This window comes from Bradyrhizobium sp. USDA 4011 (assembly GCF_054063415.1).
In genome coordinates this window covers 4,015,130-4,036,037 of sequence record NZ_JBSSGG010000001.1, presented here as the reverse complement: position 1 = coordinate 4,036,037, position 20,908 = coordinate 4,015,130, and the positions used below count along the sequence as shown (strand labels likewise).

At 65.6% G+C, this 20,908-nt stretch carries 18 protein-coding genes and 3 pseudogenes; 2 read left to right on the top strand and 19 right to left on the bottom strand.

Annotated features, from left to right (window positions below; all coding sequences use genetic code 11):
• Window positions 1-57: 57 nt before the first annotated feature.
• From ACVW1C_RS18860 to rimP, 3 genes are read right to left on the bottom strand one after another with little or no spacing between them, the layout of a single operon-like run.
• Window positions 58-744 carry an RNA-binding protein gene (locus tag ACVW1C_RS18860; protein WP_456759715.1) on the bottom strand — a complete coding sequence of 229 codons (687 nt, stop codon included), beginning with the start codon at window positions 742-744 and terminating at the stop codon, window positions 58-60.
• 15 nt (window positions 745-759) lie between these two features.
• Window positions 760-2,373, bottom strand: coding sequence for a transcription termination factor NusA (nusA, locus tag ACVW1C_RS18855; protein WP_173639716.1), 1,614 nt, complete (start codon window positions 2,371-2,373; stop codon window positions 760-762).
• Between the two features lie 3 nt (window positions 2,374-2,376).
• Window positions 2,377-3,153, bottom strand: a complete 777-nt coding sequence (rimP, locus tag ACVW1C_RS18850; RefSeq protein WP_456759714.1) for a ribosome maturation factor RimP — start codon at window positions 3,151-3,153, stop codon at window positions 2,377-2,379.
• 339 nt (window positions 3,154-3,492) lie between these two features.
• Here rimP and ACVW1C_RS18845 point away from each other — a divergent pair, with 339 nt between their 5' ends.
• Both ACVW1C_RS18845 and ACVW1C_RS18840 read left to right on the top strand, forming a co-directional pair.
• A complete protein-coding gene (locus tag ACVW1C_RS18845; RefSeq protein WP_456759713.1) occupies window positions 3,493-4,563 on the top strand; it encodes a DUF2336 domain-containing protein in 1,071 nt (356 codons plus the stop codon).
• Between the two features lie 175 nt (window positions 4,564-4,738).
• Window positions 4,739-5,626, top strand: a pseudogene (locus ACVW1C_RS18840) (phytanoyl-CoA dioxygenase family protein).
• A 47-nt stretch (window positions 5,627-5,673) separates the two neighbouring features.
• On the opposite strand, the gene trmB reads toward ACVW1C_RS18840, so the two are convergent.
• From trmB to murJ, 16 genes and pseudogenes are all read right to left on the bottom strand, one after another.
• Complete coding sequence (gene trmB, locus ACVW1C_RS18835) at window positions 5,674-6,414, bottom strand: tRNA (guanosine(46)-N7)-methyltransferase TrmB (RefSeq protein WP_456759712.1); 741 nt, start codon at window positions 6,412-6,414, stop codon at window positions 5,674-5,676.
• Window positions 6,411-7,535: a M20 family metallopeptidase gene (locus ACVW1C_RS18830; protein WP_456759711.1), complete on the bottom strand. Its 1,125-nt coding sequence runs from the start codon at window positions 7,533-7,535 to the stop codon at window positions 6,411-6,413. Before ACVW1C_RS18830 ends, trmB begins: the two co-directional genes overlap by 4 nt.
• 206 nt (window positions 7,536-7,741) lie before the next feature.
• Window positions 7,742-8,158 (bottom strand): helix-turn-helix domain-containing protein, encoded by a 417-nt coding sequence (locus ACVW1C_RS18825; protein WP_456759710.1) that lies wholly within the window; start codon window positions 8,156-8,158, stop codon window positions 7,742-7,744.
• Window positions 8,159-8,420: 262 nt separating this feature from the next.
• On the bottom strand, window positions 8,421-10,034 hold the full coding sequence (gene lnt / locus ACVW1C_RS18820; RefSeq protein ID WP_456759709.1) for an apolipoprotein N-acyltransferase: 1,614 nt from the start codon (window positions 10,032-10,034) through the stop codon (window positions 8,421-8,423).
• Window positions 10,031-11,143, bottom strand: coding sequence for a hemolysin family protein (locus ACVW1C_RS18815; RefSeq protein ID WP_207834320.1), 1,113 nt, complete (start codon window positions 11,141-11,143; stop codon window positions 10,031-10,033). The genes lnt and ACVW1C_RS18815 overlap by 4 nt, the downstream gene beginning before the upstream one ends.
• Before the next feature lies 1 nt (window position 11,144).
• On the bottom strand, window positions 11,145-11,642 hold the full coding sequence (ybeY, locus tag ACVW1C_RS18810) for an rRNA maturation RNase YbeY (protein WP_456759708.1): 498 nt from the start codon (window positions 11,640-11,642) through the stop codon (window positions 11,145-11,147).
• Window positions 11,643-11,710: 68 nt separating this feature from the next.
• A complete protein-coding gene (locus tag ACVW1C_RS18805; RefSeq protein WP_456759707.1) occupies window positions 11,711-12,706 on the bottom strand; it encodes a PhoH family protein in 996 nt (331 codons plus the stop codon).
• Window positions 12,707-12,771: 65 nt separating this feature from the next.
• Window positions 12,772-14,161 (bottom strand): annotated as a pseudogene (gene miaB / locus ACVW1C_RS18800) (tRNA (N6-isopentenyl adenosine(37)-C2)-methylthiotransferase MiaB).
• A 59-nt stretch (window positions 14,162-14,220) separates the two neighbouring features.
• Window positions 14,221-14,919 (bottom strand): HAD family hydrolase, encoded by a 699-nt coding sequence (locus ACVW1C_RS18795; RefSeq protein ID WP_456759706.1) that lies wholly within the window; start codon window positions 14,917-14,919, stop codon window positions 14,221-14,223.
• Window positions 14,920-14,924: 5 nt separating this feature from the next.
• Window positions 14,925-15,377: a Fur family transcriptional regulator gene (locus tag ACVW1C_RS18790; RefSeq protein WP_092120651.1), complete on the bottom strand. Its 453-nt coding sequence runs from the start codon at window positions 15,375-15,377 to the stop codon at window positions 14,925-14,927.
• 65 nt (window positions 15,378-15,442) lie between these two features.
• Window positions 15,443-15,928: a ribosomal protein S18-alanine N-acetyltransferase gene (gene rimI, locus ACVW1C_RS18785; RefSeq protein ID WP_456759705.1), complete on the bottom strand. Its 486-nt coding sequence runs from the start codon at window positions 15,926-15,928 to the stop codon at window positions 15,443-15,445.
• Window positions 15,925-16,620 carry a tRNA (adenosine(37)-N6)-threonylcarbamoyltransferase complex dimerization subunit type 1 TsaB gene (tsaB, locus tag ACVW1C_RS18780; protein WP_456759704.1) on the bottom strand — a complete coding sequence of 232 codons (696 nt, stop codon included), beginning with the start codon at window positions 16,618-16,620 and terminating at the stop codon, window positions 15,925-15,927. The genes rimI and tsaB overlap by 4 nt, the downstream gene beginning before the upstream one ends.
• A 160-nt stretch (window positions 16,621-16,780) precedes the next feature.
• Window positions 16,781-17,351, bottom strand: a pseudogene (locus ACVW1C_RS18775) (NifU family protein).
• Between the two features lie 201 nt (window positions 17,352-17,552).
• Window positions 17,553-18,047 (bottom strand): universal stress protein, encoded by a 495-nt coding sequence (locus ACVW1C_RS18770; RefSeq protein WP_456759703.1) that lies wholly within the window; start codon window positions 18,045-18,047, stop codon window positions 17,553-17,555.
• A gap of 140 nt (window positions 18,048-18,187) precedes the next feature.
• Window positions 18,188-19,240, bottom strand: coding sequence for a tryptophan--tRNA ligase (trpS, locus tag ACVW1C_RS18765; protein WP_456759702.1), 1,053 nt, complete (start codon window positions 19,238-19,240; stop codon window positions 18,188-18,190).
• A gap of 65 nt (window positions 19,241-19,305) precedes the next feature.
• On the bottom strand, window positions 19,306-20,844 hold the full coding sequence (gene murJ / locus ACVW1C_RS18760; RefSeq protein ID WP_456759701.1) for a murein biosynthesis integral membrane protein MurJ: 1,539 nt from the start codon (window positions 20,842-20,844) through the stop codon (window positions 19,306-19,308).
• Window positions 20,845-20,908: the final 64 nt, after the last annotated feature.

Sequence of the window (20,908 nt, the reverse complement as noted above, 5' to 3'; positions counted from 1 at the left end):
ACTGTCGTCGTTTGCTGAGCATGATCCGGTCGGAAAGACGGCATCCGCCCTCCTGGATCAGGCTCTGGAATTTCTGGCCGCTTCGGCGGTCTTGTCGTCGTCGGCCATCCGGTATCGGACCAGCAACTGGCAGCGCGACAGGAACGTCTTGCTCGCCGGGCCCGCGAGCAGCGCAGCATGTATCACATTTGACCGCCCAAGTGCCAAATCCAATTCTTCCGACGTCAAAACATTGACGATGGCGATTACCGGCGATTCACCACGTTTTTCGCCCCTTTGCCTGACGATCCCGTCCAATTTGCGGATTCCGTCCGCCGCGCCATCCGAAGCGTGGATCAGGGCGGCAGTTTCGTTCCGGTTGAGTGCGTCCTCGACCTTGCCGAAGCCCGCGACGACCTGCCCGGCCTTGGCGGCCATCGCCAGGGCCTCGGTGACGCTGCGGACCAGGAGGGCGTCGGTGTCGGCGGGAAGGGTCGGCGCGACCCGGACATCGCGCTTGAATCCCTTGCTAAATTGGTGACGACGGACGGCTTCCGCAACGCTGCGCCGCGATGCGGAAACCCACATTCCGCGGCCCGGCAGCTTGCGCTTGAGATCCGGGATCACCTCGCCCGTGGGCGCGATGACGAACCGGATCAGTTCGTCGATCGGACGCACCTCGCGGCTGACCGCGCACATCCGCGTGGTCGCGGACTTCTGCGTCCGCGGTCCATCGTCGAGATCGGGGTCAGCCTGAGCGAGCATCCGTGGGGCATCTCCTTACGATGCCGCTTCTGCTTCGGCGGCCTCGGCCTCCTCAGCAGGCTTGGCAAGGTCGGCCTCGGTGATCCAGCCGGCCTTCAGACGGGCCTGCATGATCATGGCCTCGGCCTCGTCGCGGGAGACCTCGATGCCATCGAGGAACCCGGCATGCTTGGTCGGCTCGCCGCCTTCCTTGCGCTCGGTCCAGCCGACCAGATCGTCGGTGGCGCAGCCGGCCAGATCCTCGACGGTCTTCACGTCGTTCTCGCCGAGCTTCACCAGCATCTTGCCGGTGACGCCGGGCACATCCTTCATGGCGTCCTCGACGCCGAGTTCCTTGCGCTTGGCCTCGAGTTCAGCCTCAAGCTGCTCCAGATATTCGCGGGCGCGGGTCTGCAGCTCGGTGGCGGTCTCCTCGTCGAAACCCTCGATACCGGCGAGTTCCTTGACGTCGACCAGCGCGAGTTCCTCGACCGAGGTGAAGCCTTCCGAGGCGAGCAACTGGCCGACCACCTCGTCGACATTGAGCGCTTCCATGAACACGCGGGTCGAGTTCTCGAAGTCGGCCTGGCGACGTTCCGACTCTTCCTGCTCGGTCAGGATGTCGATGTCCCAGCCGGTCAGCTGCGAGGCGAGGCGGACATTCTGGCCGCGGCGGCCGATCGCCAGAGAGAGCTGGTTGTTGGTGTCGGGAACCACGACCTCGATGCGCTCGCGGTCTTCGTCGATCACGACCTTGGCGACTTCAGCTGGCGCCAGCGCGTTGACGACGAAGGTCGCGATGTCGGGCGACCACGGAATGATGTCGATCTTCTCGCCCTGTAGCTCGTTCACCACGGCCTGCACGCGCGATCCGCGCATACCGACGCAGGCGCCGACCGGATCGACCGAGGAATCGCGTGAGATCACGCCGATCTTGGCGCGCGAGCCCGGATCGCGGGCGACCGCCTTGATCTCGACGATGCCGTCGTAGATTTCGGGCACTTCCTGCGCGAACAGCTTCGCCATGAACTGCGGGTGGGTTCGCGACAGGAAGATCTGCGGACCGCGGGTCTCGCGGCGGACGTCGAAGATATAGGCGCGGACGCGGTCGCCGTTGCGGAACACTTCGCGCGGCAGCATCTCGTCGCGGCGCACGATCGCTTCGCCACGGCCGAGGTCGACGATCACGCTGCCATATTCGACGCGTTTGACGATGCCGTTGACGATGTCGCCGATGCGGTCCTTGAATTCCTGGTACTGCCGGTCGCGCTCGGCCTCGCGCACCTTCTGCACGATCACCTGCTTGGCGGATTGCGCGGCGATGCGGCCATACTCCAGCGGCGGCAGCGTGTCGGCGATGGTATCGCCGACCTGGGCGCCCGGATTGGCGCGCTGCGCGTCGTGCAGCGAAATCTGGTTCGACGAGTTCTCGACGACATCGACCACCAGCATGTGGCGCGTCAATCGCAGCTCGCCCTTCTTTGCGTCGATCTCGGCATGGACGTCGGTCTCGCTGCCGTAGCGGGCACGCGCGGCCTTGGCGATGGCGTCTTCCATCGCCGCGATCACGATGGAGCGGTCGATCGACTTTTCGCGCGCAACTGCGTCTGCGATCTGCAGCAGTTCGAGTTTGTTGGCGCTGACTGCCATGGCTTAGTCTCCTTCGAATGGATCGATCTCGCCACGGCGCGCGCGCTCGGCGGCCAGGCGGTGCTTCTTGGTGTTGGTCGGCGCCGGCTTGGCGCCGGGCTTGTGAGCAGGCTTGGGTTTCGGCTTCTGACTCTTCGCAGGATCGCTCTTCTTGGCGTGGGCCGGCTGCGGCGGCGCGAGGCCGAGCTCGCGGCGCAGCTCGCGCTCGGCGGCCTTGCCGCGGCGCATCGATTCCTCGATCAGCTCGTCGGTCAGCACCAGTCGCGCGTCCGAAATGTCCTCCATCACCAGGAGAACCTCGGCGTCCTCATTGGGACGCGGATCGTCGCGCTTGATGCGCACCGCATTGCCTTCGACGCCGGCGAGCAGGCCGCGGAACCGCTTGCGGCCCTGATGCGCCACCGCCATCTCGATCTTCACCAGATGCCCGGTGTAGCGCTCGAAGTCGGAGCGGCGCACCAGCGGCCGGTCAATTCCGGGCGAGGAGATTTCCAACCGGTAGGCGCGCTGGATCGGGTCGGCGACATCGAGCACCGGCGACAGCGCGCGCGAGATCGCCTCGCAATCCTCGAGCTGCATCGAGCCGTCGGGACGCTCCGCCATGATCTGCACGGTGCAGCCGGCGTCGCCCGAGACCTTGATGCGGACCAGGCGATAGCCCATGCCCTGCAGCACCGGGACGGCGACCGCAGCGACGCGCGCCGCGACCCCGGGCTCGACGACAAGCCGCGGCTCGGCGAGCAGTTCGGTGTCCACGGGCGTGGCGGTCGGATCGGTCATATCCAGTGTCAAAGGCTGTCTAAGGTTGTCTGAGGTCTGTTGTGTTGTTCAGGTGGCCTTAAGGGGCCGCTAACGCTACCTAAACTGGACCCGGCCTCGCTGGGTCCCGTCAGGTAATAAAAAAGAGCGGGTCCCGGGGGGCCCACTCTCCTACGCGATCGTATGAGATACCATAAGTTGCGGTGGATATAGCTCTTTTGCCGCGGTCCGGCAAGGCCTCCGGGCGCGGCGGGAGACGATTTTGCGGGCTCCGGGGTGCAGGTTTGACCTAACCCTCCGTTTACGAACGGGGCCATAGATTGCCGAAAATCGGCAGAAGTCGCCGGTTGGACAAGGCTCATGACGACAGCCCCCGCGCTGATCCCGGAACTCGACGACATCGTTCGCCGTGGCGACCCCAAGCGCCGCGCCGAAGCCGCGCGGCGGCTCGGCGAGCTGTTCCTGCAGGGCGCCGCGAGCTTTCGCCCCGACCATATCGACCTGTTCGACGGGGTGCTGACCAGTCTGGTCCCGCATGCCGACCTTGCTGCACGGATCGATCTCGCCGAACGGCTTGCGCCGCTCGCCAACGCGCCGCGGCATCTGGTCGGGCAACTCGCCCGCGAGGACGAGGTCGCGATCGCGGGGCCGGTGCTGCGCCGATCGCCGGTGATTGACGAAAAGGTGCTGCTCGATATCGCCAATGCCAAGGGCCAGGGCCATCTGCTGGCGATGGCCGAGCGGTCCAAGCTCTCGACCGCGCTGACCGATGTCATCGTCCGTCGCGGCGATCGCGACGTCATCCGATGCGCAGCCGGCAATGCGGGCGCCGCATTCTCGGACGCGTCCTTCACGACGCTGGTGCGGCGCGCCGGTCAGGATGGCGTGCTCACGCTGCGGATCGGCCGCCGTGACGATCTTCCGCCCGTGCATCTGAAGAGCCTGCTGGCCGGTTCGATCGACGTGATCCGCCGCCGGTTGCAGGTCGTCGCCAAGCGGGAACGGCAGGCCGAGATCAAGCTGGCGCTGAACGAGATCGAAGGCGTCGTCGCGCAGGTCGAGGGCCGCGATTTCGCTGCCGCGCAGCGCGCAATCCTGGCATTGCATCGCGCCGGCGAATTGAACGAGGCCGCGGTGGCAGGCTTCGCCAAGGCCTTCAAATATGAGGAATGCGTGGCGTCGCTCGCGGCGATGACCGGCGTGAAGATCGTCACGCTGGATCGCCTGATCTCCGGCGATCGCTACGATCCGATCCTGATCGCGAGCAAGACGATCGGGTTCGAGTGGCCGACCGTGCGCGCCCTGATCCTGATGCGGCTCGGGCCGAACCGCGTGCCGTCGCCGGCCGATATCGAAGGCGCGCGGGTGAACTTCGTCCGCCTGATGCCGTCGACCGCGCAGCGCGTCGTGGACTTCTGGAAGTCGCGCTAGAGTCGAGCGCCGCGCGACCGTCGGCGACAAACTTCTCCGTCATTGCGAGAAGCGAAGCGACGAAGCAATCCATGCTTCCGCGCGAGTGGAGCTATGGATTGCTTCGCTTCGCTCGCAATGACGAGGCGAGGCAGCAGTGCCAAAAATCCCTTCCCAAAAATTGGGTCGGCCCGCTATGCTCACATGCAAGGCGCGACACAGCGCCAACGGGGAGATCGCCATGCTGACGGACGCCGACATCCAATCGCACGCCGAGCGGATCCGCGACGACGGATACACCGTGATCGAGCGCGCCGCCTCGCCGGACCTGGTCGAGGGGTTGAAGGACGCGGTGCTGAGAATCGAGAGCGAGCATAATCTCGCACCTGCCAGGACGTCGTTCGAGGGTTTCAAGACGCTGCGCATCAACAACCTCCTGACCTATGACGATCTGTTCTGGGAGGTGCCGCTGCATGAGAACATGCTGCCGGTGGTCGAGCGCGTACTGGACAAGGAATGCCTGCTATCGTCGTTCTGCTCGCTGGTGCTCGGTCCCGGCCAGGAGGCGCAGCCGATCCACGAAGACACCTAGTTGATCCCGCTGCCGCGGCCGCACATTCCGATCACGATCAATGCGATCTGGGCGCTGTCCGATTTCCGCGACGACAACGGCGCGACGCGGATCATTCCGCGCAGCCACAAATTCGATTCGTCGCCGGAATACGGCAAGGACTATGACGCCGTCACCGCGACCATGCCGGCCGGCAGCGTGATGCTGTTCGACAGCGCGCTGTGGCATGGCGGCGGCGCCAACACCAGCGACGCCAGGCGCTTTGCCTTTTCCTGCGCCTATTGCTGGGGCTGGATGCGGCAGCAGGAGAATCTGCAGCTCGGCATTCCGCGCGAGACCGCGGCCCGCTTTCCGCGCCGCCTGCAGGAATTGTGCGGCTACAGCGTCTACAAGGGCCAGTTCGGCCACATCGACAATCACGATCCGATCGAGCTGCTCGGTCGCGAACCCGGCAAGCGCATGGTCTGGGAGGCCACCGACGTCAGGAAGGCGCGGATGGCCGGGCAGGGATAGCATCTCGTCGATCCGGGTTCGTGCTTCGCACGCCCCGGAATGACGCATCAAGGCAAGCGCTTGAATCGCAGATACGCCGCCTTGCGCCCCTCGCGCTCGGCCTTGGCGCCGTAGCGCGTCATGGTGTAGTCCGGCCACGGCTCAAGCCAGTCGATCGCGCGCTCGGCGAGCCAGGCGAAGTCGGGCGAGCGCAGCAGATGCGCGAGCGTCCAGGCGCAGTAATCGTCGATATCGCTGACGAAGCGGAATTCGCCGCCCGGCGGGAGCAGCCGGGTCATCGCCGCGACCGTTGCATCCTGCACGAAGCGCCGCTTCCAGTGCCGCCGCTTCGGCCAGGGATCGGGATGGATCAGGTCGATGCGCGCCAGCGAGCGCGCTGGCGCCCAGGCCAGCAGCTCGGCGGCGTCGCCGGCGAACAGGCGGATATTGCCGATATTGTGCGCCTCGATCTGGGTCAGGATCTTGGCCATTCCGTTGACATAGGGCTCGCAGCCGATGAAGCCGGTCGCCGGAAATGCCTGTGCCTCCGCGATCAGATGCTCGCCGCCGCCGAAGCCGATCTCGAGCCTGACATTGTCGATGCCGTCATCGAACAGTTCCGTCAGCGCCTCGGGTGCGGGCGCCGAGATGTCGAGCGAAAGATGCGGCAGTAGATTGTCGATCAGGTCGGCCTGGTGCGCGCGCAGTTTGTGGCCCTTGCGCCGCCCGAAGAACGAGCCGCGCGAATGGGCCATCGCGCCATCGTCGGAAGAATCGCGATCGCCGCTGTCGTTCGGAGCCGGTGTCATCGCAGCGTCTGGTAGAGACGGTAGAGCAGGCGCGCGCGGGGCTCGATCGACGAGATGTAGAGCTGCTCGTAATGGGTATGCGCGCCCTTGCCGTCGACCCCGAGTCCGTCGAGCGTTGCAGTATGCGGTGCGGTGAAATTGCCGTCGGAGCCGCCGCCGGTGAACACATCGATCAGCTCGAAGCCGAGTTCGCCTGCAAGCTCCCTGGCGTGCTCGTAGAGCGCGGCGCCGGCATTGCTCTTCTCATAGGGCGGACGGTTCAATTCCCCGGTCACCTTCACGGTGACGCCGTCGGTGTGCGAGGTGATGCCGAGGATCTTCGGCACCAGCTCGTCGGCGTCGGCCATGGTCGGCACGCGCATGTCGACTTCGGCGTAGGCCTCTTCGGCGATCACGTTCGGCTTGGTGCCGCCGCGGACCACGCCGACATTGACGGTGACGCCGCGCTTGAGATCGTTCATCGCCTCCAGCGCCAGGATCACATGGCCGAGTTCCCGGATCGCGCTGCGGCCATCCTCGGGGCGGGTGCCGGCATGTGCCGGCGCGCCCTTGATATGCACGTCGAAGCGCGCGACGCCCTTGCGCCCGGTGACGATCTTGCCGCCGTCGCGCGCCGGCTCGGTCACCAGCACGTATTTGGCCTTGCGGCCCTCGGCCTCGATCAGCGCCCGCGAGGTCGGGCTGCCGATCTCCTCGTCCGATACGTAGAGCTGGGTGATGCCGAGCGGCGGGCGCACGTCAGCGGCGCAGATCTGCCGGAACGCATGATAGGCGAGATAGGCGCCGCCCTTCATGTCGTAGATGCCCGGGCCGAACGCGCTGTCGCCTTCGATCCTGAATGGTAACCGTTCGATGAATCCCATCGGATGAACTGTGTCGAGATGGCTCAACACCAGAATGCCCGGCGCGTCCTGCCCCCAGGACGAGCGCGTCACCAGGTGATCGCCGCAGCCGCCGCGTCCGGCAATGCGGTCGACGGTGGCCGGCAGATCGCGATAGCCCGATGCGACGTGATCGGCGAGCTTGTTGACCTGATCCGGCCGCTCCGTCGGAGATTCGATCTCGACCCAGCGGCGAATGCCGTCGAGGATATCAGCGGTTTCGAACGGATTGCTGGCCATGTTGTTGTCGTCGCCTGTAAATTCGCTTTGTCATTCAGCGCACGCGCCGAAGCACGATCCGGTAAAGTGTGACGCGGTTTTACGAAAGGTCATGCTCGATCAAGGAGCTAGCGCGCGACGAGATTGCATCGGAACTCGTCACGCTTTAACGCGCGCCGGAATGACATATTCCAGATTTGACGATCTCTCAAACGGATATGGCCGAATCAGCCCTGTTCGGCCGCCTCGCGCGCCGCAATCTGCTCGACCAGTTCGACGATGCTGCGGCGGAGCTTGGCGTCCGCGATCCGCGTGAACGCACGGGTCAGGGCCAGGCCTTCGGCGGTTGCCAGAAAATCGGACACGTAGGCCGGCGAGGGGCCCTCGCTGAAGCCGTCGGCGGTCTTGACGCCGCTCGGGCCGCCATCGAACAGGAAGGAGACCGGCACCTGCAGGATTTCGGAGATCTGCTGCAGCCGGCTGGCGCCGACACGGTTGGTGCCCTTCTCGTATTTCTGCACCTGCTGGAACGTCAGGCCTAACGCCTCGCCCAGTTTTTCCTGGCTCATGCCGAGCATGATGCGTCGCATACGGACGCGGCTGCCGACATATTTGTCAACAGGATTGGGCGCTTTGGTGGACATCTCCAACTCTCCTAAGGGATTGCGCGCCCGGGGGTGAGGCAAGTTGGACGTGGAGTATGCCTCAGGCGCCGGTGCCGTCAAATCCTGCAAGGAGGATCGGGACGAAATGCGGACAATTTGCGCAAAGGGGCTGACTTGGCTTGTGATTTCGCGTGGACCCGTACAATGCGAAGTGCACGGTCGATCTGTCAACAGGTGGAATCACGCTGAGGTAAATTTCGACACTTTTTCGGGTTCGTGTGACAACCGGCGATAAGCGCCGTCAGGCCTTTCGCCTGACAAAACGCCTCCGCAATACGATTGCGAGGGCAACTAACACAATCACAGCGGCGGGGAGGTTTCCGACACGCGCATAGATCGTCGGCGCGATGGCCGCCGGCAGGCCTGCATCGAGCACGCCTTCGATGCCGAGCCCGAGTTGGGCCACAATCCGCCCGAGCGGGTCGATGATGGCCGATATGCCCGTATTCGCGGCGCGCACCATCGGCAGGCCTTCCTCGATCGAGCGCAGCCGGGCCTGCTGCAGATGCTGATAGGGGCCGGTCGAGATCCCGAACCAGCCGTCATTGGTGACGTTGATGATCCAGCCGGGACGGTCGTCGCGGCTCACGACATTGCCGGGGAAGATCGCCTCGTAGCAGATCAAGGGCAGCGCGCGCGGCGTGTTCGGAATATCGAGCGTCCGGCGGATCGTGCCGGGAATGAAGCCGCCCTGCACCTTGGTGAGCTGCACGAAGCCGAGCTTCTCCATCCAGTCCTGGAACGGCAGATACTCTCCGAATGGGACAAGGTGCAGCTTGTCGTAGACCGCAAGCACGCTGCCGTCATGATCGATGACGTAGATCGAATTATATGCGCGCGTGACGCGGACGCCGGGCGGCAGATCGGGCGCGCGCACCGAGCCGGTGATCAGCACGGTTCCCTTCGGCAGCAAGTCGGCAATCTGCGCCATCGCGTCGGCTTCCTTGGTCAGGAAGAACGGAAACGCGGATTCCGGCCAGATCAGGATGGTGGCGTCGCTCACTCCGGTCGAATGCGGCCCGGACGCACGATCCGACAGAGTGAGATATTTCTGCATCACCGCCGCCTTGGCGGAGTAGTTGAACTTGGCGTCCTGCTGCAGATCGGGCTGCATGATGCGTAGCTTGACGCCGCTGACCATGCTGGTCGGCTGTTGCGAGAGGCGCACCGCACCGAACGCCAGCATCGCGGCGAGAACCAGCACCGCGGCCACCGGCGCGCGCCACGGCTTGCGGCCGCGCGAGGCGCCGTCGATCAGAACGGCGGGACTTGCGAAGATCGCGACTGCCAGGAACGTCATGCCCCACAGCCCGATCAGCGATGCGGTCTGCGCCAGCGCCAGGGGTTCGGTCAGTGCGTAGCCGAACGCATTCCACGGAAAGCCGCTGAGGAGATGGCCGCGCAGCCATTCCGAAATCGTAAGCCCGACCGCCAGCGCCAGCACGCGCGAAGCGTCGCGCGGCCAGATCAGCCGTGCGAGCGCGAAGCCGAAGGCGGTGAACAAAGCGAGATAGGCGGGCAGGCCGAGCACCGCGAACGGCGTCAGCCAGGCGAAAGTGTCTGCATCGACGAAGAAGGCGTAGCCGATCCAGTACAGTCCCGGCACGAAATAGCCGACGCCGAACCAGAAGCCGGACAGCGCTGCGGCGGGTACGCCGCGCCAGCGTCCCGCAGCGCTGCCATCGATCAGCCAGACCGCGATCGAAAACGTCAGAAACAGCACCGGCCAGGCGTTGAACGGCGCCATCGCCAGCGAGGACAAGGCGCCGGCCGCGAGCGCGAGCACGACGCGCTTCCATCCCCATGTCAGGATGACGGCGAGACCGATCGATCGGAGCTTGTCGGAAAGCCTCACTGCGGACCGGCTCCCTCGCCGGGCGGCGGCATGTTGTCATTCGCCTGCGGATTGCCGGAATCCGGTGCCTGCTCGCGGCGCCGCTCGCGCTCCTTGCGCGGCGCCGGCCGTTCCTTGCGGGTCGTTACCCGCACACGCTTGACCCGACGCGGATCGGCGTCGAGCACCTCGACCTCGTAATTGCCCGGACCGGAAATCACCTCGCCGCGCACCGGCAGGCGGCCGACGAACGACACGAGATAGCCGCCCAGCGTCTCGACCTCCTCGCCGGCCTCGCCGGTGACGAAGTCTTCGCCGATCACCGAACGGACATCGTCGAGGCTGGCGCGCGCGTCGGCGATGAAGGAGTTGTCCGGCTGGCGGACAATCGACGGCGGCTCGTCGGAATCGTGCTCGTCGTCGATCTCGCCGACGATCTGCTCGACGATGTCCTCGATCGACACCAGCCCGTCGGTGCCGCCATATTCGTCGACCACCAGCGCGAGATGGATGCGCGAGGCCTGCATCTGCGCCAACAGGTCGATCGCGCGCATCGACGGCGGGATGTAGAGCAGCTTGCGGATGATATGGGCATCCGCCAGCGGCAGCGCGAGATCGACGCTGCGCAGATCGAGCCCGGCCGGGAACGGCTTCTTGCGCTTGGTCTTGGTCGCGTCGGTGACGCGCGCCTTCGCGGTCATAAAGGCGAGCAGGTCGCGGATGTGCACCATGCCCTCGGGGTCGTCGAGCGTTTCGTTGTAGACGACGAGCCGCGAATGCGCCGCGCTCTCGAACAGGCTCATCAATTCGCCGAGCGGGATGTCGCGCTTGACCGCGACGATGTCGGCGCGATGGATCATGACGTCGGCGATCCGCCGCTCGTTCAGCGAAAGGATGTTGCGCAGCATGGTGCGCTCGATCGCCGAGAAGCCGACATCGTCGGGCGTCGAGGCGTCGAGCACCACCTGCAAATCGTCGCGCACCGAGCCGGCCTTCCAGCCGAACAGCGTGCGGATCGCGCGCACCAGCCAGCCTTCGGCCGCCGGGCGCTGCACCTCGCCTTCGTGCACGACGGCGGGCAGGTTGCTCACGTTGCGCGGATTGTCATGGGTCGGGTCGGAATCCGGCATGTCAGGCGATCCGGTCCGCATAGGGGTCGGGAATGCCGAGGGAGGAGAGGATCTCGCGCTCGAGCGCCTCCATGTCCTCGGCATCGTCGTCGTTCTCGTGGTCGTACCCGATCAGATGCAGGAAGCCATGCACCGCGAGATGGCTCAAATGGTGGTCGAACGGTTTCTGTTCTTCATCGGCTTCCCGCCGCGTCGTCTGATAGGCGATCGCGATATCGCCGAGCATGCGCGGGGCATCGTCGGGTCCGCCGGCGCTTTCCGGCTGCAGCGCCGGAAACGACAGCACGTTGGTCGGCTTGTCGATGCTGCGCCAGTTGGCGTTCAGGGTGCGGATCCCGACGTCGTCGGTCAGCATCACCGCAAGCTCGGCATCCGCGACATCGGCATCGGCGATTGTGGCGGCGGCCTCGATGGCGCGGTGAATCACCGCGTCGGCATCGGGCTCGGCCTGCCAGCATTCGGCGGTGACGAGAACCTCGGTTGCAGGAAAAGCGGACACGTTCGTTTCAAAATCTGCGTTAGGGCCGGAACCCGCACCGCGCGGGCTCGCGGCCGAAGCTAGTGGTCTCAAGATCTGGCGTTTGCCGGCTTTTGCGGCAATCCCTCATAGGCGGCCACAATGCGCGCCACCAATTCATGGCGGATGACGTCCTCGGCCTTGAAATGCACCTGCGCGATGCCTTCGACGCCGTCGAGCAGCTTCACGGCTTCCGTGAGCCCCGAAGCCTGGCCGTGCGGCAGGTCGACCTGCGACGGATCGCCGGTGACGATCATCCGGCTGTTCTCGCCAAGACGCGTCAGGAACATCTTCATCTGCATCGTCGTGGTGTTCTGCGCCTCGTCGAGGATGATGGCGGCGTTGGTCAGGGTGCGGCCGCGCATGAAGGCGAGCGGCGCGATCTCGATCTCGTTGCCCTGCAGCGCGCGCTCGACGACGCGGGCATCCATCAGATCGTACAGCGCATCGTAGATCGGGCGCAGATACGGATCGACCTTCTCCTTGAGATCGCCGGGCAGGAAGCCGAGCCGCTCGCCCGCCTCGACCGCGGGCCGCGTCAGGATGATGCGATCGACTTCCTTGCGCTCGAACAGCTGTGCTGCGTGAGCGACCGCGAGCCAGGTCTTGCCGGTGCCGGCCGGGCCGATACCGAACACCAATTCATGCCGCTTCAGCGCGCGGATGTAGGAATCCTGCGCCGCGGTGCGGGCGCGCACCGGACGCTTGCGCAGATTGATCGTTTCAAACGTCGGCTTGGCAGTCTTGTTGTCGAACTCGAACAGCGAGCCCTGCGCGATCACGGCGCGGATCGCGCCTTCGACTTCGCCCTGATCGAGGTCGTGCCCCTCGATGGCCTGCGCATACAGGGTCTCGAGCACGCGCCGCGCCGCGTCGCAGCCGTCGCGGGAGCCCGCGATGGTGAGATGATTGCCGCGGGAATCGACCACGACGCCGAGCCGCCGCTCGATCAGCGCCAGATTCTGTCCGTAAGGGCCGACCAGCGCGGATGCGGCACGGTTGTCGTCGAAATCGATGACGACCTGGGTCTCAGGTGGCACTTGCATGTCGCGGTCAGGTTTGCGGCTGGGAGCTAGCGAAGACGAATCCGATGCGCTTTTGGGCAAGGATTTCAGGCTCCAATGGTCTGCGAAATGAGGCCGGATGCGGATTGGGTCGCGAGCTCGCCGATCAGGCTGTAGCGCTCGAGGCTGTCGATCCTCACCGGGAGGACCTGGCCGATGATGTCAGGCGACGCGATCACATGGGCGGGCTGCAGATAGGCGGTCCGGCCGACGATCTGGCCCGGATTGCGCGCGGCACGCTCGAACAGCACATCGACCGTTGTGCCAATCGCAGCCCGGTTGAAGGCCGATTGCTGGCTGTCGATCAATTCCTGAAGCCGCCCCAAGCGCTCGTCCATCTCGGCTGCTGACACCGTCTCCCGCATCTCCGCCGCCGGCGTGCCTGGCCGAGGCGAATACTTGAATGAATACGCCGCAGCGTACCCGATTTGCGTGACAAGCGCGAGAGTGGCGGAAAATTCTTCCGCGGTCTCGCCGGGGAAGCCCACGATAAAATCTGATGAAAAAGCAATGTCTTGCCGCGCGGCCCGGAACCGGTCGATGACGCGCCGGTAGTCATCGGCGGTATGCTTGCGGTTCATGGCGGTCAGGATCCGGTCCGGCCCCCGATTGCACCGGCAGGTGCACGAACGGCATCAGCTGGGGCAAATCGCGATGCGCCGCGATCAGGTCGTCGTCGACGTCGCGCGGATGGCTGGTGGAATAGCGCAGCCGCGTGACGCCGGGAATTTCCGCGAGCCGCTGCAACAATTTGCCTAGCGGCCAGGCGCGGCCGTCGGGGCCCTCGCCATGATAGGCGTTGACGTTCTGTCCGATCAGCGTGATTTCGCGCACGCCGTTATCAGTGAGTTGCTTGACGTCGTCGATGATCTTCGCGACCGGCCGCGAGACTTCCGCGCCGCGCGTATAGGGCACCACGCAGAAGGTGCAGAACTTGTCGCAACCTTCCTGCACCGTGACGAAGGCGGAGATGCCGCGGGCGCGGATCGCGCCGGGCTTCGGCTGCGGCAGGAAGCTGAACTTGTCCTCGACCGGGAATTCGGTTTCGAGTGCGCGGCCGTTTTCCTGGGCGCGCTTCAGGAGTGCTGGCAGATGATGATAGCTCTGCGGCCCGACCACGATGTCGACGGTCGGCGCACGATGGATGATCTCGGCGCCTTCGGCCTGCGCGACGCAGCCGGCGACCGCGATCTTCATCTCGCGGCCCTGGCGCGCGGCCTCATCCTTGGTGACGCGGAGCCGTCCGAGTTCGGAGTAGACCTTTTCCGACGCCTTCTCGCGGATGTGGCAGGTGTTGAGGATCACGAGGTCGGCGTCTTCGGCGCTCGCAGTCTCGACAAAGCCCTCGCCGGCCAGCGTGTCCACCATGCGCTGCGCATCGTAGACGTTCATCTGGCAGCCATAGGACTTGATGTGCAGCTTGCGCGGCGTCGTCATGGAACCCTGAATGCGAAAATGGAAACGGCGCCATCAGGGCGCCGTTGCTCAAATAAGGCTTAAACCGGGGAAAATCCAGCGATCGAGCCGTGTTTTTGGCCGGCTTGGGCGATCAAATCGGGCAATTGGCGCATATCTGCGAAGGTTATGGCCGCGCCGGCCTGGCGCAGCATGTCCTCATGTTCCGCCGTGCAGTGGCTGCCGCCGTAAAAACCGAGCACGGTCATCCCGGCGGCGCGGGCGCCGGTGACGCCGGCCACGCTGTCCTCGATCACGATACAGCGCGCGGGGCTGGCGCCCATCCGGGTGGCCGCGAACAGGAACAGATCGGGCGCCGGCTTGCCGCGCTTGACCTGCGTGGCGGAGAAGATATGTGGCGCGAGCTGGTGGTAGAGCCCGGCGCAGGTCAGGCCGTGATGGATCTTCTCCGGCGTGCCGCTCGACGCCACGCATTTCGGCAGATCGAGCGCGGCGATCGCCTCACCGACATGCGCGATCGCGCTGAGATCGTCGGCATAGAGACTGAGGGTCGCGTGCTTGACCTCGGCCTCGAAGCTCTCTGGCAGCGCGCGGTCGATCTCGCTTTCGACGATCCGCCGCGCCTCGTGGTCGGATACGCCGAGGAAACGCTTCAGCACGCCGTCGGGCGTGATCGGAAAGCCGTGCCGCGTCAGCGTGTCGGCATGCGCGCGACAGGAGATCACCTCGCTGTCGACCAGCACGCCGTCGCAATCGAAGATGACGAGATCGAAGCTCACCCGGTTTACGACTTGCTGTCGTCATCGAGCGGCACGCAATAGAGCTCGAGACGGTGATCGACCAGCTTGTAGCCGAGCTTGCGCGCGATCTCGGCCTGCAGCTTCTCGATTTCCTCGGAGGTGAATTCGATCACCTTGCCGTCGCGCAGATTGATCAGGTGGTCGTGATGGCTCTCGGGCATCTGCTCGTAGCGCGCGCGGCCCTCGCGGAAGTCGTGACGCTCGATGATGCCGGCATCCTCGAACAGCTTGACGGTGCGATACACCGTCGAGATCGAGATCTTGTCGTCGACCGCCACGCAGCGGCGGTACAGTTCCTCGACATCGGGATGATCCATCGCCTCCGCCAGCACCCGCGCGATCACGCGGCGCTGTTCGGTCATGCGCATGCCGGTCGCGGCGCAGCGCGCCTCGATGCCGGTATTTTTATGCGCAGGCGGGATTTTCACCGTGGTCATGGGGTTCGGGCCGTATTCTTCAAGCCTTGGGCGGCAGAGTGGGGTGTTGTGCCATCGCGCCGATGTTACGACAAGTCGCGCCGCATCAGAAGCGCGTTCAAATGTTCCCCGCCGGGCTGCTTGTAATAGCGTTCGCGGCGGCCGATCACGCCGAATCCGGCCCTTTCGTAGAGCCGTCGCGCCGGCTGATTGTTTTCTTCCACTTCGAGGAAGATGGTGCGGATGCCGCGGCCGGCAAGATGGCCGAGATGGGTCAGCAGCAGCTCGCGCGACAGGCCGCGCCCGCGCTGATTGGAATCGATCGCGATCGACAGGATTTCCGCTTCGTCCGCCGCCATCCGCGAGACCGCAAAGCCGATCACCTTGCGACCCTGGCGCAGCCGGTGCACCAGCGTGTTGCGCTCGGTCAGCATCGCCTCGAATTCGCCTTCGCCCCAGCCGCGATGAAACGAGGCGCCGTGCAATTGCGCGAGCCGCGCCGCATCACGCAGGGATGCGGGCTCGACCGCGGGCGTGCCGCCGCCCCACCATCGCGACAGCCAGCCGCTCATGTCGACGGCGGCGCGCTGATGACCAGGCGATCCTTCGGCGGCTTCGCGTCGGGTGCGCGCAGATAGAACGGACGCGGCGGCGCAGTGTCGGGATCCACCGCGGCGCCGACCCAGGCGACCCAGATAATGTCGGGAGCGGGCTGCCTGTCGACCTTGACCGGTGGAGCGGCATCCGCAGGCCAGCGCTCGGCAAGGATATTGGCGGCGTTGCCGACCAGATGCAGCGCGCCGAACTGTGCGGCCTCGAGCGCTTCCGCGATCGGCGCAACCTTCGGCTTGAGCATCAAGCTGCCGTCGCCGCTGACCAGCTGGAAATAGACGTGATCGTGCCGCGCATCGATCGCCGACAGGATTGCGTGCGCGCCATTCCCGGCAACCACGGGCGCGGCGTAGGCGGCGAGCGTCGATAGCCCGACGACCGGCTTTTCCGCAGAGAGTGCGAGGCCGCGCGCTGCCGACAGGCCGACGCGCAGGCCGGTAAAACTGCCGGGGCCGGTGGTGACGGCGATGCGGTCAAGCCCGGCAAAGCCGATGCCGCTCTCCTTCATCACCCGCGCGATCAACGGCATCAGCGCCTCGGCATGGCCGCGCTGCATCGCCTGCGATTCGATGGCGATGGTATTGCCGGAGTCGGTGTCGAGCACCGCCGCGGAGCAGGCGTCGAGCGCCGTATCGATCGCGAGAATCATCATGGGGCAAACGTCAGGACGAACGGAAGGTCAGAACCATTTCCGATTCGCCGGCTCACTGTTCGTCCCCCCTCTCAGGGCGGGCAAAGCGTGCAGTGCCTTGCCCACCATCAACTGTGTCGTATCGAAGGTGGGCCGCGCCTGGCTGCTCACCCGGCGCAAATTACATCGGCCGGACTTCCTGCACGTCGGGCACGAAGTGCCGCAGCAGGTTCTGGATGCCGTGTTGCAGGGTCGCGGTCGATGACGGGCAGCCGGCGCAGGAGCCCTTCATGTTGAGATAGACGATGCCGTCCTTGAAGCCGCGGAAGGTGATGTCGCCGCCGTCATTGGCAACCGCTGGACGCACGCGGGTCTCGATCAGGTCCTTGATCTGCTCGACCGTCTCGGCGTCTGCCTCGTCGAAGAACTCGTCTTCCTCGTCGCGGGCGTCATCGCTGCCAGCGGTGCCGTCGGCGAGCAGCGGCGCGCCGGACATGTAGTGCTCCATGATGGCGCCGAGGATCGCGGGCTTGAGGTGCTGCCAGTCGCCGTCCGCTTTGGTCACGGTGACGAAGTCGGCGCCGTAGAACACGCCGGTGACGCCGGACACGGCGAACAGCCGTTCGGCGAGCGGCGAGCGCGCGGCGGATTCGGGCGAGGAGAATTCCATGGTGCCGCTGTCGAGCACGGCACGGCCCGGGATGAATTTCAGGGTGGCGGGATTGGGGCGTGGCTTCGGTCTGAATGAACATTTGCTGTCTCCGGCGTCGCCGGTTCAAGGCCGGCGCGTTGGGTTCCATTATAGCGTTTTCGAGCGAAACGACACCGGGTCGCGTGAAGAAAACGCGTCAAATCAAGGAGTCAGATGGCAATTAAAAAGCCCGCGATCAAGCTGCAAAACCGCGGTTCCAGGCCCCGATCCATGCTCTGGAGCGGCTTCGAGGCCGATAACGCTAGGACAGCGCGTCGATCTCGGCGTCGGTCAGGCCGCCGGGCACAATGGTTACCGGGATCGGGAATGCCCCCATGGTCTTGGCCATGGTGGTGATGATCGGTCCGGGCCCCTCGGCGCCCGGGTTGGCGGCCAGCACCAGCATCGCGATATCGACGTCCTTGTCGATCACGTCGAGGATCTGCTCGATCGGGTCACCCTCCCGAATCACCCGCTCCGGCGTAATCGCGGCGATGCCGTTGGCGCGGCCGGCGGCGCGATCGAGCGCCTCGTTGGCGGCTTCCTCGGCCTCCGCGCGCATGATGTCGGCGACCCCCAGCCATTGCTGGTTCTGGTCCTCGGTCTCGATCACCCGCAGCATCAGGACGCCGCCGCCGACCCGGATCGCCCACCGGCTGGCGTAATAGACCGCGCGGTCCCATTCCGCGGTGTCGTCAACGATGACGAGGCATTTCGGCTTGTGACCTGTCTCGTAGCTTCGTCGCTGGGCGGTCATGCATGTCCCGGTGCTGAACCAACAAGCATGATCCGGAAAAGTGCGCAGCGGTTTTCCGAAAAGATCATGCTCAAATAAGGCCCATGCTGCCACACTCCCTCCCCGTTGGGGAGAGGGCGCGCGCAGTTCTGCCGGCGATGTCAGCGCGGGCGGATGAAGCCGACGATGTCCTTGGTGAGGCGCATGGTCTCGTCGGCGATGCCGCGGGCGCGGTTGGCGCCGTCGACCAGGATCGAATCGACATGGCCGGGATCGGCGACCAGCTTCTTCATCTCGGAGGCGATCGGCGCCAGTTTTGCGACGCAAACATCGACCAGCGCGTTCTTGAAGCTCGAGAACTGCCCGCCGCCGAACTGCGTCAGCACCTCCTGCTTGGAGACGCCGGCGAGCGCCGCGTAGATGCCGACCAGATTGTCGGCCTCGGGGCGGGTCTCGAGACCCTTTTCCTCCGACGGCAGCGGCTCCGGATCGGTCTTCGCTTTGCGGATCTTCTGCGCGATGGTGTCGGCGTCGTCGGTGAGGTTGATGCGCGAATTGTCCGATGCGTCCGACTTCGACATCTTCTTGGTACCGTCGCGCAGGCTCATCACCCGCGTCGCGGGTCCCGTGATCAGCGGCTCCGGCTGCGGGAAGAACAGGCCGTCGGCAAAGCCATGGCCACGGATCGAATCGCCGAAGTCGTTGTTGAACTTCTGCGCGATGTCGCGGGACAGCTCCAGATGCTGCTTCTGGTCCTCGCCGACCGGCACATGGGTCGCGCGATACAGCAGGATGTCGGCAGCCATCAGCACTGGATAGTCGTAGAGGCCGACCGAGGCGTTCTCGCGGTCCTTGCCGGCCTTCTCCTTGAACTGCGTCATGCGGTTCAGCCAGCCGATGCGCGCGACGCAGTTGAAGATCCAGGTCAGCTCGGCATGGCCGGCGATCTGGCTCTGGTTGAACACGATGTGCTTCTTGGCATCGATGCCGGAGGCGATGAAGGCCGCGGTCACCTCGCGGGTGTTGCGCGCGAGCTCGGTCGGGCCGCCCCAGACCTCGATGCCCTGCGTGATCGCATGCATGTCGACGACGCAATAGATGCAGTTGTGGGTCTGCTGCATCTTCACGAAGTTGACGATGGCGCCGAGGTAGTTGCCGAGGTGCAGATTGCCCGTCGGCTGGACGCCTGAGAAAACCCGTTCAACGAACGCCATGGTCTAATTCCCGGAAATTGCGGCTTTGGCGGCGTCGTTTGCCACTTAAGCCCCGCGTGCGCAAGTCAGGCCGGGCGTCTTTGCCTGACGGCGTTAACCGCCTCGCGCCAGCCTGTGACGCCGAAAAGCTGCAAGAGGAGCCCGTAACCGGCGATCCCGGCCGCGATCAGCACGAGGAGGGAGGCCGCCTGCACGAAACCGTGGCTGCCGGCGGCCGGCAGCGCGCCTGCCGCGAGCCAGAGCAGGGCACCCATCGCGAGCGCCGCGGCCAGGATGCGCGGCAGCCGGCGACGCGCCTCGGCATCGATCGAAAAGCCGAAGGTCGCGGCACCCCTGCGGATCAGCGCCAGCGCATTGCTCCAGGCGCCGAGTGCGATGCCGGCGGCGATTCCGCTCGCGCCGAACATATGGCCGAGCAGGAAGGCCGCCGCGATCGCGACCACGATGGCCTTCAGCGTCGCAAACAGCGGCGTCAGAGTGTCCTCGCGCGCAAAGAACGCCGGCGACAGCGCCTTCACCAGCACATGCGCCGGCAGCGCGAGCGTCAGCCAGATCAGGGCTTGCGCGGTGGCCGCGGTATCTTGCCCGGTGAACGCGCCATGCTCGAACAGCATCCGCACGATCGGCTCACTCAGCACCATCAGGCCGAGCGTCGCCGGCAGCGCCAGCCCGGCCGCGAGTTCGAGGGCGCGCGATTCCGCATGCGCGATCGCAATAGATTCGCCGCTGCGCACCGCGCGCGTCATCTCCGGGATCAGCACGGTGCCCATGGCGACGCCGACGATGCCGAGCGGCAGCTCGAGCAGGCGGTTGGCGAAATAGAGCCAGGATACCGCCGATGGCGAGGTCGATGCGATCACCGCGCCCGCCACCATGAGCCATTGCGGCGCGCTGCTCGCGACCATGCCGGGGACCGCGCGACCGAGAAAGCTGCGCATCTCGGGATCGAAGGAGATGCGGAGCGGCGCGGCGAGCTTTGCGCCGCGCAGCGCCAGCATCGACAATTGCAGGAAGCCGGCGACGCCGATCGTCGCGGCCATGACAAGCGCGGCCTGCACCGGCTCCTGCCGCCGCGCCAGCAGCGCGGCCATCACCGCGATCAGCGCAATGTTGAACAGCAGTGGCGAGAACGCCGTCAGCGCGAAGCGTCCCTGCGCATTGAGCAGCGCCATCATCACGGTGACGGGGCCGGCGAAGGCGAGATAGGGCAACATCAGTCGTGCGTCGTCGACGGCGAATTGCAGCGTGTCGCGGCCGACGAAGCCCGGCGCGATCGCCGCGATCACCAGCGGCATCAGCACGCCGATCACGAGCGCCGCCGCGATGACCGCGGCGCTGACGGTGCCGAGCACGCGGCCGGCAAACGCGGTCGCCGCGGTCATGCCCTCCGCATCGCGCGCCTTCAGCCATGCCGGCACCAGGGCGGCATTCAGTCCGCCCTCGGCGAGCAGCCGCCGCACCACGTTCACAAGCTGGAATGCGGCCAGAAAGGCATCCGCCACCGGCCCCGCGCCGAGCAGCGCCGCGATCACGGAATCGCGCACGAAGCCGAGCAGTCGCGAGGCCAGCGTTCCCGAGGAGACGGTGAGGAAGGAGCGGAACATCGGGCCTGTATAGCAGCCGCTTCCCTTGCTGGCGCTAGGCCTAACGTGATAGGTCGCGGCTCTT

Excerpts from the sequence above, each read along its gene's own strand:
- ACVW1C_RS18860 (WP_456759715.1), bottom strand. The coding sequence starts at position 744 with ATGCTCGCTCAGGCTGACCCCGATCTCGACGATGGACCGCGGACGCAG.
- nusA (WP_173639716.1), bottom strand. The coding sequence starts at position 2,373 with ATGGCAGTCAGCGCCAACAAACTCGAACTGCTGCAGATCGCAGACGCA.
- rimP (WP_456759714.1), bottom strand. The coding sequence starts at position 3,153 with ATGACCGATCCGACCGCCACGCCCGTGGACACCGAACTGCTCGCCGAG.
- ACVW1C_RS18845 (WP_456759713.1), top strand. The coding sequence starts at position 3,493 with ATGACGACAGCCCCCGCGCTGATCCCGGAACTCGACGACATCGTTCGC.
- trmB (WP_456759712.1), bottom strand. The coding sequence starts at position 6,414 with ATGACACCGGCTCCGAACGACAGCGGCGATCGCGATTCTTCCGACGAT.
- ACVW1C_RS18830 (WP_456759711.1), bottom strand. The coding sequence starts at position 7,535 with ATGGCCAGCAATCCGTTCGAAACCGCTGATATCCTCGACGGCATTCGC.
- ACVW1C_RS18825 (WP_456759710.1), bottom strand. The coding sequence starts at position 8,158 with ATGTCCACCAAAGCGCCCAATCCTGTTGACAAATATGTCGGCAGCCGC.
- ACVW1C_RS18815 (WP_207834320.1), bottom strand. The coding sequence starts at position 11,143 with ATGCCGGATTCCGACCCGACCCATGACAATCCGCGCAACGTGAGCAAC.
- ACVW1C_RS18805 (WP_456759707.1), bottom strand. The coding sequence starts at position 12,706 with ATGCAAGTGCCACCTGAGACCCAGGTCGTCATCGATTTCGACGACAAC.
- ACVW1C_RS18790 (WP_092120651.1), bottom strand. The coding sequence starts at position 15,377 with ATGACCACGGTGAAAATCCCGCCTGCGCATAAAAATACCGGCATCGAG.
- rimI (WP_456759705.1), bottom strand. The coding sequence starts at position 15,928 with ATGAGCGGCTGGCTGTCGCGATGGTGGGGCGGCGGCACGCCCGCGGTC.
- tsaB (WP_456759704.1), bottom strand. The coding sequence starts at position 16,620 with ATGATGATTCTCGCGATCGATACGGCGCTCGACGCCTGCTCCGCGGCG.
- ACVW1C_RS18770 (WP_456759703.1), bottom strand. The coding sequence starts at position 18,047 with ATGACCGCCCAGCGACGAAGCTACGAGACAGGTCACAAGCCGAAATGC.
- trpS (WP_456759702.1), bottom strand. The coding sequence starts at position 19,240 with ATGGCGTTCGTTGAACGGGTTTTCTCAGGCGTCCAGCCGACGGGCAAT.
- murJ (WP_456759701.1), bottom strand. The coding sequence starts at position 20,844 with ATGTTCCGCTCCTTCCTCACCGTCTCCTCGGGAACGCTGGCCTCGCGA.